Origin of the sequence: Gelidibacter sp., from assembly GCF_035515035.1 — a bacterium.
Taxonomy (GTDB): domain Bacteria; phylum Bacteroidota; class Bacteroidia; order Flavobacteriales; family Flavobacteriaceae; genus Gelidibacter.
The window spans coordinates 1-17,750 of sequence record NZ_DATJCA010000148.1 but is presented as its reverse complement, the minus strand read 5'-3'; the positions used below and the strand labels follow the sequence as shown (position 1 = coordinate 17,750).

Below are 17,750 nucleotides of genomic sequence, written 5' to 3'. Positions count from 1 at the left end.
TGTATTGCATTTACGTTTGGTACCCGCACTTAAAAGTCGATTTACCCTGAACGCGGCAAGTGTTTTTGCTTTCGGGTCAATAATTATGACGTCTTTCGGCGTGAACTACTATTTAACCGGATTGCATAGTTATGCAGCTGGAGATCCTATTCCGGTTCCGAAGTTTATTTATATACTAACGGCGGTTGTAATTATTGTAGCCATCATCGCTTATATAAGAGTGCGAAAGCCCAAAAAGGAAGTTAGTTGATATTTATATAATTGCATCAAAAAACCTCTCAGGTTTTGAGTACGTGAGAGGTTTCTTTTTTAATCTAAATTATCTGCTAAATAGCTTCTGAAGAAATTATCTGTATGCCCAGATATTCCATCTTCTTTTTTAGCTCTTTAAATTTCTCAGGATCCAATGGCTGAGAAGCATCTTCTATAAAAAAACAAGCAAAACCTTCTTTAAAGGCATCGTACGTAGAAAAATAAACACAAATATCTGCTGCGAGACCACATAGAAAAAGTTGGGACACGCCTTTCTCTTTTAAATACCCTGCCAATCCCGTCGATTTTAGATGGCCATTGTCATAAAAGGCACTATAACTATCAATGTTCTTATCCGTTCCTTTTCTAAAAATAGCTTCCCATTTTTGAGTGTCAAGATCCCGATGGAACTTTGCACCTTCAGTTCCTTGTACACAGTGATCTGGCCATAATGTTTGCGGTTTCCCATGAAGATCGATTTCGTCAAAATGAGATTTCCCTGGATGATTAGACGCAAAACTCACATGATCTTGTGGATGCCAATCTTGTGCAGCCACGACCAAATCAAATTTATGTTGAATGCTATTGATTATCGGAACTATTTTATCGCCATCAGGAACTGCAAGTGATCCGCCAGGCATAAAATCGTTCTGAACATCAATTATAAGAAGTGTTTTCATGTATCTGTAATTATAATCTTTTTAAAGTTAATTAAACATTGTGTTTTCTACAACCTGAAGCCGTGAAATGATGGGCGCAAACCTGATATAAGCACGGTTGTTTTGGATACGAAAGACATAAATAAACAAGTGATCACGACAACCATTTCACATAAACTGATAATATTGATCAATGATAATTAGTGCAATCCGTGTCTTAAAATTTATGCTTGAGGACTAATTTATCGCGTTCTTTCTTAAGTTCAGTACTCAAACCTATTTTATAAATATGCGGATTCTGAAAACGTTTGTATTCTTCTGGCAGATTTTCCAATCGGGATTTTGAATAGGCTGCAATTTCACTAACCGTTCGTGCTGGCATAACCTTTTTACCATTTTTCATGACCTGTTGCAGCAAAGGTTCATGATCGAACCGTGTCAAATCTAAATTTTTATTAGAATCAAATGAATGTTCCATTCGTTCAACGTTTTTCTCATTAAAAACCGCGACGGCATCTGCGCCATAAAACATGCCGTTTTTGTCCAACATTCTGTATACTTGTTTTTTGTACGGAAGTGAAACCTTAATAATATTTTCAGAAAGCTTGATGCGCGGTTCGCCATTGTATTCAGACAACTTATAAACCCCATCTATCGCCGCGTCTGGTTTTCCGGTAACCAAGTTGGTCCCAACACCAAAGATGTCAATTGGTGCTCCTTGATCTTTCAAACTTTTTATAACAAATTCATCCAATTGGTTCGAGGCCACTATTTTCACATAACCTAAATTGGCTTCATCCAACATTTTACGTGCTCTTTTGGCTAGATAAGCTAAATCTCCACTATCCAGTCTAACACCCAACAATTGCTCTCCATTGCTTTCCATTTCCTTGGCAACTGTAATGGCATTTGGCAATCCACTTCTAAGTGTATTATAGGTATCTATGAGGAGTACACAGTTTTTTGGTCGGTATTTTGCAAAATCCCTAAAGGCCTGTAATTCATCTTCATAACTTTGGATAAATGAATGTGCCATAGTTCCAGAAGACGGAATATCATAATCTTCAGCGGCTTTCACGTTGCTCGTGCTGTCAAAACCTCCAATTATAGCTGCTCGTGACGCATAATACCCGCCGGTTGCATGAGCACGGCGCAACCCCATATCCAATAGCATTTCTGTTTTAGCACTATGTCGGATTCGGCTGGCCTTTGTCGCTATTAAGGTCTGGAAGTTTAGAAGATTCAGCAACAGAGTTTCTATAATTTGTGCCTCAATAATATTGGCTTCAACCTGTAGAATTGGCCGATTGGGGAAAACGACATCGCCTTCTAGGCTTGAAAAGATATTCCCTCGAAATCTAAAATCCTTTAAATAATCCAAAAAACTCCGTTCGAATCCATGTTGCTCCAGATAGGCCACATCAGACGCTGAAAATTTCAAATTCTCAAGAATATTCAACACATCCTCCAATCCTGCAAAAATTGAATACCCGCCATTAAAAGGATTGTTTCTAAAATAATAGTCATAGACCGCCCGACCGTCCGGTTTGGTTCTAAAGTACACTTGGGACATGGTCAGTTGATAAAGATCTGTATAAGAAGCTGTAATATTCATGAAAGTTTGGTTTTAATTGAGAAATTATATGCAGTGAAGCATATTGAAATAATGATTAATTTATTAATAAGATACTATAAAAAACAAAGGGAACAAGTTATGATAACGTTGTTCCCTTTGCAAATCATAATCCTTCTTTTGGCATTATCCCTTTGAAGTTATGCGGGTTTATTCTCAGCTATTTTTAAAGATTTAAGCACCCCGATACGATTGTAATATAAATATACAAAAAAAATAGACAAGATTAATAGCTAGTTGAAAATTTAACAAAAGTTTTTAATTCTGCTCTTTTGTAATACTACTGTCAAGGAAAACTCAATTTCATCCCTCTGCCAATGCTTAATTATTTAAACTTTTCAAGTAATGTACAAGTGCCAATCGGATATCAGATTGCGGATGATCACTAGAGGTCTCAATGGGATACAATTTGACAATTTCTGGATTATCTTCTTTTAAAAAGTCTAAATTGGACTCCATGCCGGTAAGCAAGAAACCCAACATAGCTACCCTATATTCCTTGTTGTTATCAATTGTATCTTCTCCAATAAGCCACTTATCATCCACCTTCATAACGGTTGAGTTACGCAACAAATAACCTCCAATGCCTTTATTACTTTCCCCTACATCCAGAATCTTACTTAGCAAACTGCCCTTCATTTCAACCTCTCTTATTTCACCACCAAAAGGCATCGCTCGTAAGATATCATATTGAGAGACTGGTGCATGTAAAATATCATCAACGCGAATTGCACCTGCATTTACGAGTACAACATCAGATAAAGGCGTGGCAGCTTGTACGCCCCGCACCACGAGCTCCGTTAGATTGCTTGGTTGTGACCTGATTATAGTTTCTCTGCCTTCAAGAGGAGCACTTTTGGTTATAATGATATCCTCAGCATCAAATCCAAGGGAATTGTAATTTTCATTGGCGATTTTTACCCACTTTTCAACCACTTTATTCGTGTGATCATCAAGCGCTATTGTTTCATTGAGATATTCTAATTTTGGAAATACTTTTAAGGTCCCATTTCTCTTATCCAACCTCAAAGTATTGACATAAGCTGTTTTCGCATTGGCGTGTGCTTTGGTAATATAGACATCACCTACTTTTTCAAATTGCATGTCATGCTCATGCCCTCCCATAATGATACCTAAAGCTGGAATCTCTTGGGCAAGTTTAATGTCATCCAAAATATCCAAATGCGTTAAAGCGATCACGATATCTACAGAATCTTTTATCTCAGCATACAGCCTTTTGGCAGTTGTAATAGGATCAGTATAGTGTACATATGGCACTTTATTAAAAGGGAGCGTAAGTCCGATAATACCAATTTTCGCTTGGGTACCATCGGCATCAGTAACATTGAGAATATAAGTTTCTGGAAATGGAGCGGTTGAATTCTTGGTGAAGGGCTGGATAGTCGATCCGTTATTATGAAATGTATTTGAAGCCACCCAAGTAAATTCTGATTCGTCAATTCGCGACTGGAGTTCAGCTTCCTTAATATCAAATTCATGATTACCAAAAACGACGAAGTCCATCTCGGCCGCATTTAAGGCTTCAATCATTTGTTGACCACGTATGCTTTTCCCTTCATATTTCAGACTATTATAAATAGAAGGGCTCACAAAGTCTCCTCCCATAACTAGAAATGTATTTATGTTCTTCTCTTTTTCCTGCTTCTTTAAACTTGCAACACGTGCAATTCCTCCTTCTCTTCCACCTCCTAAAGGGCCTATTTCATAAACATCATTGACTTGTACAAAGACAATATCAATTTTGCCATCATCCTTAATAGAGGCATTTTTATGAGCTACAGAACAGGAACTTCCAAACAATAAAACTGAGAGCGACAGAAGCGTAAATATTTTTTTCATAATAAAGAGATTTTATGCAAAATAGGCATTTACAATCCGAAAAAAAACTTTAATTCTTCTAAAAGTGCTTAGCCTCAGTCTCCAACAGTTAGAAATTTAGCATTTTTAAACTCTTAAAATGTGCATGGAAACCTCACTTAGATCAAAATCCATACATGAAAAGGAACGTATTGATTGCGTCAAAAAGAAATAAACAAAAAAGGGGACACGATTAAAAAAACCTTGTACCCCTTATAACTTATATGTTCTTCCCACTATTTTTATTAGGGAAACTCAATGTCTATCTTCCTACTGAGCAGGCTCTAGAATTCTTTTGGACTTTCTATATGTGTAATTAGGATAAATATTACGCTTTGCAAAACGATTGACCTTATCGCTGTTGATCATTTTAATGTAGACCTGTTTTGTCACGCCAAAATACTCATAGGTTGCCCCATCTAAAAACGTGATTTCCATGACTAAACCTTTGTGCATATAATCTGCGATTCCAGAATTGGTAATCGTTTCGTTATACTCATCTAAATTTGATGCAAGGGTCTCTGGCGCAATACTCACTAAAAAATGGTAGCCATCAATAATTCTTCTGCTTTGTACTTCAGCTTCTTGCTGTAGAACATCGCCGTTTTGGAATTTGTCAGGATGCCATTCCTTTACTAAATCCCGGTAACTCTTTTTTAAGGTCTTTAATTCGACTTCGTTTTCCACTCCAAAGAGTTTTTTGTATTCATTTATGCGCTTCATTTCAAAATTTTATTTGAGGGCGCAAAAGTACGAGTAAATATGACACAAATTACTATCTTATAACATTTTAGTTAAATAATAAATTCAAAATAAAAAGTTCTGCCATCTTTTTAATACCAACATAACCTTATCCTTTCCATGTTTATTGAAACCATGAACCTATGTTACTACTGAGTAGGGAGCGAAAAACTTTTAGATATGTTTAACACTTTGAAAATAATATATGAGCTACTGAGCGTTTATTTTATATAACCTATAAATTTTAAAACTATGAATGTATTAAAAAAAATGAAATTTGGCGTTGTTGCACTCTCCATGGCAACTGTTTTTACTGCCTGTTCATCAGATGATGATGCCACAATAGCACCTGATCAAGGTCATTTGAAAATAGCCGCTAGCGCTACTTATAATATGGCAGTAAATAGAGGAACAGATAATGTGGAACTCTCTAAGTTTTTAGTGAACTTTAAAGAAATTGAACTGGAAATTGATGATGACTTTTATGATAGTGACGATGATATCGAATTAAAAGGACCTTTTGAAATCGATTTGTTATCCGGAAACAGTGTTCAGTTAGTAGATATTGAAGTTCCTAATGGAATTTATGAGGAAATTGAATTTGAATTTGACAAAAGTGAAAATTCAAACTCTCCTTTATTTGGAAAAAGCATGGAATTGACCGGAGAAATCAACGGACAAGCGTTTGTTTTTTGGCATGATTTTGAAGACGAAATCGAAATTGATTATGAAGACATGGACAAAAAATTGGTCATTGATAATAACACCAAAGAAGTCGTCATCAATTTTGATCTTAATGCCGTATTAGCCCTGGTAGACCTATCTACCGCTACTGATGGTGATGGTGATGGAATGATTACCATAAGTCCTAATGACACAGACGGTAACAATGATTTGGCCGAAGCTCTTAAACAAGCCATTAAAGTTCAAATTGAATTAATGGATGATTTAGATTAAGTTTTTTTAATTACTATATTATTATAACTGCCCGGAAAGTCTCAAAAGGCTGCTTCTCGGGCAGTTTTTTTTATTGATATAGTGGAGGTTATATCCTTCTCCACAGTATGCTAAAAACATTCCGCTATGCTTATTTTAGCTCATCCTTGACCTTTATTGAAAGATGGGTTTGAATCATCCAAACAACTCAATTCCTAAAATTTTGACATCTAAAATCGCATCACGATTTAGGGATATTTTCACTTAAAAAGTTTTAAAAATATAAGGACGACACTATTTTAGCATGCTTTTTTAAAAAACAATACCAACTTTCCATAAAACAACGTTAAGTACTTTAAGGAGCAATCTTTTATATTTATATTTAACCCAAGTTTCAAATCACTCAATCATTAGTTATGAATACGTTTTTAAAACGCCTGTTAATTATCCTTGCTATTGTAGCAGTAGGCTTATTTATATATTCCTATTTTGTTGAAGATATTTTCTCAAAACGCGTGAGTCCAAAAGATGTCGTGAAATTTGAGTTAAATGATACAAAATTGGAAGTACTTTACAACCGGCCTTATAAAAAAGGACGAGAGATCTTTGGCGCCTTGGTGCCCTACGATAAAGTGTGGCGTACGGGAGCTAACGAGGCTACCACATTTACTACCAATAGAACTCTGATAATTGACGGTATTTCAGTACCTAAGGGCATTTATACACTTTGGACCGTACCTAATGATAGTCTTTGGAAAGTTTATTTTAACACCCAACAATATGAGTGGGGCGTGGACGATCAAATGCGACCAATGCGTGAACCAAAATATGATCTTTTGGAAGTAGATGTACCTGTTATCAACTTAGATAGTACCGTGGAACAGTTTACCATTGCTTTTGACAATACCGTAGATATTTTGAAAATGACCATGGCATGGGACCAAACCAAAATAGAAGTTCCTATGGAAATCAGTAAGGAACAAACACAATAGGCTAAATCATAAATAATTTGACCGAAAAAGGCAAAACTTCAGCACTACAAGAAAATGAAGGTGTTTCTGAACCTGAAACGACCAATAAAAGTGCTATCGCTGCCATTAAAAACAGACGTCAGCAACAACCTTCTGCAGCAGAGCTAGTCAAAGGGATATTAGCCAAAGACAGGACGTCCTTAAGCAGGGCCATAACTTTAGTGGAAAGCACCAATCCGCAGCATTTAAAAAAAGCCAACGACATTATTCAACAATGCCTGCCTTATGCCAACGCATCCATCAGAATTGGCATTACTGGGGTTCCAGGGGTTGGAAAAAGCACTTTTATTGAAGCTTTTGGAACGTATCTGACTTCAAGAGGAAAGCAGATTGCTGTTTTAGCGGTAGATCCGAGCAGTACTTTGAGCCGCGGTTCCATTTTAGGCGATAAAACCCGGATGGAAGATTTGGTCAAGAACGAGAATGCTTTTATCCGTCCTTCCCCTTCTGGCAGCTCGCTTGGTGGTGTGGCGCGCAAAAGTAGGGAAACCATTATTTTATGCGAAGCGGCCGGTTTTGACACGATCTTAATTGAAACCGTGGGTGTTGGACAAAGTGAAACGGCAGTCCACAGTATGGTCGATTTCTTTTTACTATTGAAATTGGCGGGTGCGGGAGATGAGTTGCAAGGTATTAAACGTGGTATTATGGAAATGGCAGATGCCATTGTGATCAATAAGGCCGATGGTGATAATCTTAAAAATGCCAAAACCGCCAAGGTCGAATTTAACCGGGCGCTCCACCTCTACCCACCCAAAGAATCAGGATGGCAACCCAAAGTATTACTTGCCAGTGCACTCGAAAACACAGGAATACCAGAAGTTTGGCAACTGATTGAGGACTATTTAAACGTGGTTAAAGAAAACCATTTCTTTGATTATTCTCGGAATGAGCAAAACAAATTTTGGTTGCTTCAAACCATTGAAGACCGATTGAAAACCGATTTTTACAACAATCCTTCCATCAAAAAAGAATTGAAACATCAATTGGAACGCATTGAAAATGGCGAAACCACACCATTCGTTGCCGCTGAACTGTTGCTTAGTTTAAAGTAAATCCCATTTTAAATGCATCAGGGAGCTTACCATTCCTGTTTTTAGCCACCAATCCACGACTATTTCACCTGTTTCTCTGTGTAACTCTGCATTTTCTCAAGCATCAGTCAAAAAATACTTTTCTACTTCGATTTCTATTCCCCACGTTAAATTCATTATAAATTTCTAGACAGAACATTGAATTCTATTGAAAAGCATTAACTTTTCAACAACTAATTAAAATTCGAGTCGCACTATGAAATTATTTACTAAAATTAAGTCCATTATAAACTTGATGAAAGAAGTTGACTTTGAAGATCTGGGCAGAATCTCAGAGAAGATCGACTTACCTAAAATCATGAAAACTGTAGGCGAACTTGATGATAAACAGCTCGACGGCCTCATGAAAATGCTCACCGAGAAAAGCAAAAAAGGACAACACCAATTACCTCCTATTGATGGTGATTTTTATGATCTTGATTTAAAATTGACCCAAGAACAGCGCGCTATTCAAATGAAAGTTCGCAATTTCATGGAGGATGAAGTAGAGCCTATTGCCAACGACTATTGGAAAAAAGCACAATTCCCAATGGAAATCATTCCCAAATTGGCAGCACTTAACATTTGTGGGGTCGCCTATAAAGGTTACGGCTGTCCTGATTTGCCATTCATTATGGAAGGTATCATCGCTGAAGAGTTGGCACGCGTAGATGTTTCGGTCTCCACATTTTTTGGTGTCCATAGCGGTCTTGCCATGGGCTCGATCTATCTCTGCGGAAGCGAAGAACAAAAAGAGGAATGGCTGCCAAAAATGCAAAAGATGGAACTGATAGGTGCCTTTGGCCTGACCGAACCTAATGTTGGAAGCGCTGTGGCAGGTGGGATGGAAACTACGTGTAGACTGGAAGGCGATGAGTGGATTTTGAACGGTCAAAAAAAATGGATCGGTAATGCCACATTTGCCGATGTAACTATTATTTGGGCAAGAGAAGAAACGAGCAATAAAGTAAAAGGTTTTTTAGTAAGAAAGGACACTCCAGGTTTCACCACGGAGAAAATGGAAGACAAAATGGCCTTGAGAACCGTTCAGAATGCCATGATCACCTTAAAGGATTGTAGAGTTGCCGAAAAAGACCGACTCCAAAACGCCAATTCTTTCAGAGACACTGCCAAGGTGTTGCGAATGACCCGAGCGGGAGTGGCATGGCAAGCGGTAGGTTGTGCAAGGGGTGCTTATGAAAATGCACTCAAATACACCAAAAAACGTGAACAGTTTGGAAAACCAATTGCTTCCTTCCAATTAATACAAAATCATTTGGTGGAAATGTTATCCAATCTAACGGCGATGAAAACCATGGTCTATAGACTATCTGAATTGCAGGATCAAGGTCTGCTCACAGATGAACACGCATCATTGGCAAAAGTATTTTGCTCTCTGAGAACTCGCGATGTAGTTAGTCAAGCGCGCGAGGTCATGGGTGGCAACGGTATCTTATTGGAGTATAATGTGGCGCGGTTTGTGGCCGATGCGGAAGCCATATATTCTTATGAAGGTACCAAAGAAATCAATACGCTCATTGTAGGAAGGGCCATAACTGGCTATAGTGCGTTTGTATAATTGGTTAAGGATAATTATTGAGTCACCCTATAACGCGTTAAGTTTTTTACTTACGCTATTGGTATCTATTGTCAAAGAGCCCCTAAACGGTTCCGCATTAATAGGTGATGTTTATTTGGAAAGATTTATAAACTCAATTTCCTAAAATTTTGATAATTTATGTCTGTAAATTAATATCTTTCAACCGCTTTTCAGACTTTTGCGCCAGACTTCATAGTTCTACACATTTGGTTGCAAAATAGCGTTATCAGTATCTAAGCATTAAAGGAATAGTATTTGAAACATATACACTTCATAGTGAATCCTGTATCCGGTTCTGGGAACCAACTTATCAATAAAAAGTTTTTAAGTAAATTTTTTGATGAAGTAGACTATGCTATTACGATAAAAAATTCCGAATATAAAAAACACGCTAAAACATTAACCAAATTGTCCATTGCCGAAGGCGCACATATTATTGTGGCCTGTGGTGGAGATGGCACTATTAACGAAGTAGCTTCATGCTTGGTCAATACTACCATTCCGTTAGGCATTATTCCGTTAGGATCTGGAAATGGCTTGGCCTCCAATTTGAAAATTCCAAAAGAGGTGGCGCAGGCTATTGCTCTCATCAAAAAAGCTTCCGTGAAAAAAATTGATGTAGGGCGTATCAACGAACATTATTTTTTCAGCAACACAGGCATTGGTATTGATGCCCAAGTAATTAGGCACTATGAGAATTCTAACGAAAGAAAATTAATTAGTTATTTAAAATCGTCGCTAAAAGCTCTGAAGACCATAAAATATAAGAATGAAATTACGGTTGAAGTAAACGGCGAAACGATCCGCACCTATCCATTTCTGGTATTTGTTTCCAATTCCAATGAAATGGGCTATAAGATTAGTTTAACCCCGTCAGCATCATTACAGGATGGCCTTTTGGATGTTCTTATTGTTTCAAAAATGTCTAAGTTAAAATCCTTATACTTCGGGTGTTTGATCTTACTTAAAAAGCCTCATTTGATAAAGGAATCTAAATTTTATCAATCAAAAGCAATCAAGATAAGCCAAGAAAATCAGGGTATTTTTGAAAGTCAAATCGATGGCGAATTTTTCAATATTGCCAGTAATGTCCTCAACATTTCACTCTTGGAAAAATCACTTCAGGTTATCTATTGATTCTTATAATCGGCATTGAATTTATGTATTGCATAGAGGTTGAGCTTGTAAAATAATATTCCCATCATAAGACCAAACAACATGCCCAACAATACATCCAAAGGATAATGTACCCCAATATAAATCCGACTATAACTCATTAAGAACGCCCAAAAGATCAGGACGTAAATCAAGTATTTGAATTGTTTCTTTAAGGTAAGCCCCATAAAGATTGCTGCTGCCATGGTATTGGAAGCGTGTCCAGAAAAGAAACCGTACCGACCGCCGCAACCAGATTTCACCAATCGCATACTGTCAACCAACTCTGCCAAATGGCAAGGTCTCAATCTGTGCAATCCGTTTTTGAAAAGATTGGTGACTTGGTCCGTAACCAAGATCATTAAAGCTACGACTATAACAGTGATAAGAACGGCCTTTAAGCGCATTTGTCTTGAAATCAAATACAGTAACAAGGCATATAGCGGAATCCAATTGAATTTAGAGGTATAGGCCAACCAAAACGGATCCCAAGCTTTTGTTCCAAGACTGTTTAAAAAGATAAAAACATCCGTATCTAATTGTAGAATTTGATCAATCATTAGGCATTGTATCTTTCTATTTCACGATCATAAAAATCTGTAGCCTGTTGAATTAAATTTTCGGTTTCTGAAGAGATTTCCTTTTCGTCATGCTCATCAAATTCTTCCATCCACTCCACCTCATCATCTTCCAAATTTAAAATAAATCGTGGAAAGTCAGTATGTATGATATAAATCGCATCTGGAAAATCTGTATTATCGCCGAGTATGAATTTTGGTAGTTCCATTTTTTTTAATTTTTAGTTAGAAGCATTTAACATGCACTAAAGTTATGTAATCAAATAGGTTCTGTAAGGGTTATAAGTAATTGAAGTGCCTAGAGTTGATGTTGTGTTATTAAGTTAACTATCTTAAAGTAAAATTTAATACAAAAGTATCAAATTTTAATTAGTTTAAGGCTTATAATTTGCTCGCAATAGAAGTAAAAATAACCAAAAGTTCTATAGCTCCGAAGCTAAGTTTTTAAAACTTTCATCCATTTTCCAATTTAGCTATTCAATGATTTCTAGCCAATAATCAGTTTCGCTGGCTTCAGTCAAACTAATTCTGATTTAATTTTTAAAATCTCTTGGAGCTCTTGATCTTTTCGCTTCGCTCTGAATTCTTTACTTTCGCAACTTTCCAACTTTAGACCCTTCCAAACTTCAAATACTTTAGGAACGGCCAATTTTAAATACTACAGACAATTTCCAACATTAGACACTTTCAACTCGAGGCACTTCCATCTTGATCAATTTCTTGGTCAAATAATTAAATCTAATAAATAACATTATAGCGGCACAGGTCAATCCGGCTATAAGTCCAAGCCATATTCCCACACTGCCATAAGCATCTTCTTTGCCTAAATAAAAGCTAATTGGAAATCCAATGACCCAATATGAGATGAACGTAATAATTGTTGGCATTTTAACATCCTGTAAACCTCTAAGTGCACCAAGAGCAACGACCTGTAAACTATCGCTGATCTGAAACACCGCAGAGACCAAGAGCAATGTGGAGGCAATGGCGACAACTTCGCGTGTATCAATAGCGTTAATCGGATCCTCCAAATCCACATAAATAGTTGGAAGAACCTTATGTAAAAGCACAAATGTCAAAGCAAAAATTACGGCCAAAATGACACCTAATAAAAATATAGATATCGCTATGCGACGCAATTCGGTGAAATTTCGAAGCCCTTTTTGATTGCCTACCCTAATCATAGCAGCAACACTTAATCCTGTGGCGACCATAAACGTCATAGATGACAGATTCAAAGCGATTTGATTTGCTGCCTGTGGATTTTGACCCAAGGTACCACTGAGCCATATGGCAGACGTAAAAATACCAACTTCAAAAAACATTTGCATAGCACTTGGAAATCCAATATTGATGACCTTTTTAAGCATTGGTGACTCTAAAACAAAAATCTTAATATTGGTGACATAGGCTTTAGATTTATCTCGAGCTTTTAAAACCCACCATAAGAAAAAGACCATAACAACCCTGGAAATCAAGGTTCCAATAGCTGCGCCCACGATACCCATCTCAGGAAATCCAAACTTACCAAAAATCAAAAGATAATTGAGCACCACATTGATCACGTTGGCTAGAATTGTGGCATACATTGGATATTTTGTAAGCGAAAGACCATCACTAAATTGCTTAAATGCCTGAAACACAATCAACGGAATCAATGAAAATGCTACCAAATCCAAATACGGAATGGCCAGCACCACCACCTCTTCAGGTTGATCCATGATATACATTAAGGGCTTGGCCAATAGTAAAAGGATGAACAAAACAAGTCCCAAGGCCGTACATAGAAACAATCCGTGTTTTAAGGCCGATTTTCCTTTTGCGAAATTATTTTCCGTATCAGCCTCAGCCACCAAAGGCGTAATGGCCGTTGAAAATCCAATGCCAACAGACATGGCAATAAATACAAAACTATTGCCCAAAGACACTGCCGCAAGTTCTGCAGCCCCCAACTGACCTACCATAATGTTGTCTACAAGGCTCACGAAGGTATGGCCTAGCATGCCCAACATGACTGGTGCAGCCAAGTTTAAGTTGTACTTAAATTCTTTAGTATATTGAGATAGAATCACGCTTAAATTTTAAAGGTGCAAAGGTAGATGGATTGAACATCTTTACGACTTATTATCTTGTTTTATTTCGACGTAAACAGATCAACCAATTGATAGTTATTAACTTACATCGAAACTTTGTTAATAAGTTGTTTCTTTATAATTGGACAAAATCAGGATATCAGTTAATTTTACAAACAGAGGTGAAGCTTCGTTCGGATAACATTTAGGACACATTTATAGAACACGAAAAGTTTTAGCTATTATTTTAGAGGGATTTAAAAATAGTACTGTTAAAACATTTCCAATCACAAAGGGGAATTTCTTCCCCTTTGTGTTTATAGGATATTAAACATCTTAAATGTGCGACTTGCTCACGCGTTATTGAAACTCTAATTGAGTTAAAACAATGTCTTTACCTGTTGTTTCGCAATTTCATATTCTGAAAGCATGTCTGCAACAATTTTCTCAACTGGTTTAATATCGTGGATCAATCCAGAAATCTGACCAATTTCCAATTCGCCTTCTTCCAAATCACCTTCAAACATGCCGCGCTTTGCTCTTGCCCTGCCCAATAAATCTTTGAGTTCCTCAACTGTTGGAGAAGTTTTATACAATTCCACAATATCATTATAAAACTTATTTTTGATCAGCCGTACCGGTGCTAATTCTTTTAAAGTCAAATGCGTATCACCTTCTTGGGCGTTAATCACAACCTCCTTAAAGTCTTGGTGTGCAGAACTTTCTTCACTTGCAACAAATCTGCTGCCCACTTGTACCCCATCAGCACCCAATACCATAACTGCCAACATGCCTTGACCGGTTGCAATGCCACCTGCAGCAATGAGAGGTATATCCAAGGCTTCTCTAACCATTGGAATTAAAGTAAGTGTGGTACTTTCTTCCCTTCCATTATGACCTCCTGCTTCAAAACCTTCCGCAACTACGGCATCAACACCAGCCTCTTGGGCTTTCAATGCAAATTTCACACTGCTCACCACATGAACCACGGTTACGCCACGCTCTTTTAACCAGGCCGTCCAGGTTTTAGGGTTCCCTGCGGAAGTAAAAACAATCTTCACCTCTTCTTCCACAATAATGTTCATGATCTCCTCAATGTTTGGATAAAGCATGGGCACATTGACACCAAAAGGTTTATCCGTAGCTTTTTTACACTTTTGAATATGTTCTCTTAAAACCTCCGGATACATGGATCCGGCACCAATCAGTCCAAGAATTCCTGAATTACTGGACGCTGAAGCTAGTTTCCATCCACTGTTCCATATCATTCCTGCTTGAATGATTGGATATTTGATTTTAAAAAGTTGGGTGATTTTATTTGACATTAAGATTTTATAAATTTAGAATTGAGAGGATATTATCATACTTCTGTTCCATGACCAATTTATCGTTTTGGCATCTGAAGAAACAGAAAAATAATTACTTTCATCAGCACTAATGCCATAAAACTATTACTGCAATTTAAGAAATTACTCCCGAACCAACTAGTTCGTCATTGAGGTACCATGCCACAAATTGACCTTCGGTAATGGCCGATTGCAATTCTTCAAAAACGACGTAAAGTCCGTTGTCCACTTGATGCAAGGTAGCATTTTGAAGTGGTTGACGGTATCTAATTCGGGCTTTGACCTCCAAAGTTTCATCTAATCTCAATTTTAAATCTTCACGGATCCAATGCACTTCATCATTAGATACAAACAAGGCTTTTTTAAGAAGTCCTGGGTGTTCTTTGCCTTGACCTGTATAAATTACGTTTTCTTTTACATCGGTTTCAATAACAAAAAGAGGTTCAACTGTGCCCCCAACAGCAAGTCCTTTACGCTGGCCTTTTGTGAAATAATGCGCACCTTGGTGTTTACCGACCACTTTTCCATCAGTAATATGGTATTCAATCTTCCTTGTTAAATAAGCAAATTGATCTGCTTCAGAATTGAACTCAGGCTCTACTTGACTATATATTTCTTTCTCGGACGGAATTTCTACAATCACCCCTTCTTTAGGCTGTAATTTTTGCTGTAAAAACTCTGGAAGTCTCACTTTTCCAATAAAACAAAGGCCTTGAGAATCTTTTTTATCGGCCGTAACCAAATTCTGTTCTGTTGCAATTTTACGAACTTCAGGCTTTGTCAATTCGCCAATTGGGAATAATGCCTTTGATAGTTGCGCTTGGGATAATTGGCACAAAAAATAGGATTGATCCTTATTGTCATCCACTCCAGCGAGTAATTGATAAATCTCCTTTCCATCCCTTTGAAGGACGCCCTTACGGCAATAATGACCGGTTGCTACAAAGTCAGCACCCAAATCAAGTGCAATTTTCATAAATACATCAAACTTGATTTCACGATTGCAAAGCACATCAGGATTGGGCGTTCTACCTTTCTGGTATTCGTCAAACATATAATCGACAATACGTTCTTTATATTGTTCGCTTAAATCAACCGTTTGAAATGGAATTCCCAATTTATCGGCCACTAACATGGCGTCATTACTATCGTCCAACCAAGGGCACTCGTCAGAAATAGTCACGGAATCATCATGCCAGTTTTTCATAAACAAGCCAATAACCTCATAGCCTTGCTCCTTTAACAAATACGCGGCAACGCTTGAATCAACACCTCCTGAAAGTCCTACGATTACTCTTTTCATTTTGCAAAATTACAAAGTTTATCGCAGATAATGCAATGTGGATGAGAAATTGAAAATGAAGTTGGGATTTTGAAAGATGACAAATAACTGGAGACAGCGGTTCACGGCGAAAAATTGAGTTTCACAGAAATACTGAATACTATTTTATGCCAACTGAAGACTGAATTACTGTTTCATCGGATTTTTACTATATACAGTAAAATCTTTTTCTTCCGTAAGAACACCCTTCTCATAAAACTTCCAAATACCATGTTTCCGGTCGTCTTTATAAGCACCTTCCGCTAGCATTTTTCCGTCCGCATCATAATATTTAGACATGCCGTGCAGGACATCGTTTTTATAGGTAAATTCTTTTATAAGCACTCCTTTTTCTGAAAATACTTTAGAAATGCCTTCTATTTTTCCATTGACATAATGGGATTGTTCAGCTATTTGACCATTCGGATAATACACTACTTTTTCTCCATCGAGCTGTCCTTTATCATTATAATGTTCAACGGTCATGATGCCGTTTGTTTTATTATGGTAATACACCCATTTCCCAACAAAAAGCTTGTTGGTCATTCGTCCTTCACTTATCAGCTTTCCTTTTGAAGAATAAAATTTCACCAGAATATCCTCACCATTAGGGATAAATTCCCTTGTCGCGCTTAAAACACTCTTATTTTTATCCAACTTATAGAATTTAAATAGTCCCACTTCCTTACCATGATGAAAAGTGCCTTCATAACGTGGTTGATTTGTCTGATCGAAATTCACTTTCCAAAACCCATGGCGTTCTCCGTCATCGTCGAATTGGTTTATAGCGTTCTGCGCGATCGATTCTGTTAAAGTTACTGTTAAAAATAAAATAAAAAATATACTTTGTTTAATCATTCTGTATTTTTATTAAACAAAACTAACCTGTCGTTAGTTCTAATGTCAAACAAATAAACTCAAAAAAATGAAGATTATTTCAAAAACTCTCAAAATTCTACCATTCTTACTACTGGTTGTTGGATTTCAATCCTGTAGTAATGATGATGACAACAACATGGAACCACAACCAATGAACATTGTAGAAACAGCGGATGCTACTTCAGACCTCAGTAGTTTGATAGCTGCACTTAAAGCGGCCGATGGTAACTTGGTAAGCGTATTGAACGGACAAGGGCCATTTACGGTTTTGGCGCCAACAAATGCAGCTTTTCAAAAATTCTTAACAGATAATGGATTTGCTGAATTAAGTGATGTGCCCACGGATGTACTTTCTCAAATTTTGCTAAATCATGTCCTTGCAGGAAATGTTAAATCAACCGATTTGGTCAATGCCGGCTCAGGTTATGAAAACACAAATGCAACAGGTCCAGGCGGGAAAAATTTAAGCCTGTATTTTAATACTACTGATGGTGTAAAATTTAACGGGATATCAAAAGTCACTACAGCAGATATTTCTGCAACTAACGGCACTATTCACGTAGTAGATGCTGTTATAGGATTGCCAACCGTCGTAG

General features: G+C 37.2%; 17 protein-coding genes. 7 read left to right on the top strand and 10 right to left on the bottom strand.

Annotated features, from left to right (window positions below):
- A partial coding sequence (locus tag VLZ86_RS11845) for a hypothetical protein (RefSeq protein ID WP_325451579.1) occupies positions 1–250 on the top strand: 250 nt, incomplete at its 5' end.
- 76 nt (positions 251–326) lie between these two features.
- Here the strand turns inward: VLZ86_RS11845 and pncA are convergent.
- The 4 genes from pncA to VLZ86_RS11825 form a co-directional block, all read right to left on the bottom strand.
- A complete protein-coding gene (gene pncA / locus VLZ86_RS11840) occupies positions 327–932 on the bottom strand; it encodes a bifunctional nicotinamidase/pyrazinamidase (protein ID WP_325451578.1) in 606 nt (201 codons plus the stop codon).
- A gap of 196 nt (positions 933–1,128) precedes the next feature.
- Entirely contained in the window at positions 1,129–2,526 is a 1,398-nt protein-coding gene (locus tag VLZ86_RS11835; RefSeq protein ID WP_325451577.1) for a nicotinate phosphoribosyltransferase, read from the bottom strand.
- Between the two features lie 339 nt (positions 2,527–2,865).
- Complete coding sequence (locus VLZ86_RS11830; RefSeq protein ID WP_325451575.1) at positions 2,866–4,404, bottom strand: bifunctional metallophosphatase/5'-nucleotidase; 1,539 nt, start codon at positions 4,402–4,404, stop codon at positions 2,866–2,868.
- A 288-nt stretch (positions 4,405–4,692) separates the two neighbouring features.
- On the bottom strand, positions 4,693–5,145 hold the full coding sequence (locus VLZ86_RS11825) for a KTSC domain-containing protein (RefSeq protein WP_325451573.1): 453 nt from the start codon (positions 5,143–5,145) through the stop codon (positions 4,693–4,695).
- 270 nt (positions 5,146–5,415) lie between these two features.
- Here VLZ86_RS11825 and VLZ86_RS11820 point away from each other — a divergent pair, with 270 nt between their 5' ends.
- The 5 genes from VLZ86_RS11820 (at position 5,416) to VLZ86_RS11800 (ending at position 10,940) form a co-directional block, all read left to right on the top strand.
- Positions 5,416–6,120, top strand: a complete 705-nt coding sequence (locus VLZ86_RS11820) for a DUF4382 domain-containing protein (protein WP_325451571.1) — start codon at positions 5,416–5,418, stop codon at positions 6,118–6,120.
- A 395-nt stretch (positions 6,121–6,515) separates the two neighbouring features.
- A complete protein-coding gene (locus VLZ86_RS11815; RefSeq protein WP_325451569.1) occupies positions 6,516–7,091 on the top strand; it encodes a DUF2911 domain-containing protein in 576 nt (191 codons plus the stop codon).
- 17 nt (positions 7,092–7,108) lie between these two features.
- Complete coding sequence (gene meaB / locus VLZ86_RS11810; protein WP_325451567.1) at positions 7,109–8,185, top strand: methylmalonyl Co-A mutase-associated GTPase MeaB; 1,077 nt, start codon at positions 7,109–7,111, stop codon at positions 8,183–8,185.
- Between the two features lie 235 nt (positions 8,186–8,420).
- Positions 8,421–9,782: an acyl-CoA dehydrogenase family protein gene (locus tag VLZ86_RS11805; RefSeq protein WP_325451565.1), complete on the top strand. Its 1,362-nt coding sequence runs from the start codon at positions 8,421–8,423 to the stop codon at positions 9,780–9,782.
- A 276-nt stretch (positions 9,783–10,058) separates the two neighbouring features.
- Positions 10,059–10,940, top strand: a complete 882-nt coding sequence (locus VLZ86_RS11800) for a diacylglycerol/lipid kinase family protein (RefSeq protein WP_325451563.1) — start codon at positions 10,059–10,061, stop codon at positions 10,938–10,940.
- On the opposite strand, the gene VLZ86_RS11795 is transcribed toward VLZ86_RS11800, so the two are convergent.
- The 6 genes from VLZ86_RS11795 to VLZ86_RS11770 all read right to left on the bottom strand — a co-directional run bounded on the left by VLZ86_RS11795 (position 10,934) and on the right by VLZ86_RS11770 (position 17,133).
- Positions 10,934–11,518, bottom strand: a complete 585-nt coding sequence (locus VLZ86_RS11795; RefSeq protein ID WP_325451561.1) for a phosphatase PAP2 family protein — start codon at positions 11,516–11,518, stop codon at positions 10,934–10,936. The genes VLZ86_RS11800 and VLZ86_RS11795 overlap by 7 nt on opposite strands.
- Positions 11,518–11,745, bottom strand: a complete 228-nt coding sequence (locus VLZ86_RS11790; protein WP_129016820.1) for a hypothetical protein — start codon at positions 11,743–11,745, stop codon at positions 11,518–11,520. The genes VLZ86_RS11795 and VLZ86_RS11790 overlap by 1 nt, the downstream gene beginning before the upstream one ends.
- Before the next feature lie 468 nt (positions 11,746–12,213).
- A complete protein-coding gene (locus tag VLZ86_RS11785; protein WP_325451558.1) occupies positions 12,214–13,608 on the bottom strand; it encodes an MATE family efflux transporter in 1,395 nt (464 codons plus the stop codon).
- A 380-nt stretch (positions 13,609–13,988) separates the two neighbouring features.
- Positions 13,989–14,933, bottom strand: a complete 945-nt coding sequence (locus VLZ86_RS11780) for a nitronate monooxygenase (protein WP_325451556.1) — start codon at positions 14,931–14,933, stop codon at positions 13,989–13,991.
- Positions 14,934–15,069: 136 nt separating this feature from the next.
- Complete coding sequence (mnmA, locus tag VLZ86_RS11775; protein ID WP_325451554.1) at positions 15,070–16,257, bottom strand: tRNA 2-thiouridine(34) synthase MnmA; 1,188 nt, start codon at positions 16,255–16,257, stop codon at positions 15,070–15,072.
- Positions 16,258–16,422: 165 nt separating this feature from the next.
- A complete protein-coding gene (locus tag VLZ86_RS11770; protein ID WP_325451552.1) occupies positions 16,423–17,133 on the bottom strand; it encodes a toxin-antitoxin system YwqK family antitoxin in 711 nt (236 codons plus the stop codon).
- 67 nt (positions 17,134–17,200) lie between these two features.
- Between VLZ86_RS11770 and VLZ86_RS11765 the strand changes: the two genes are divergently transcribed.
- The coding region (locus VLZ86_RS11765) for a fasciclin domain-containing protein (RefSeq protein ID WP_325451550.1) at positions 17,201–17,750 on the top strand (550 nt) is incomplete at its 3' end.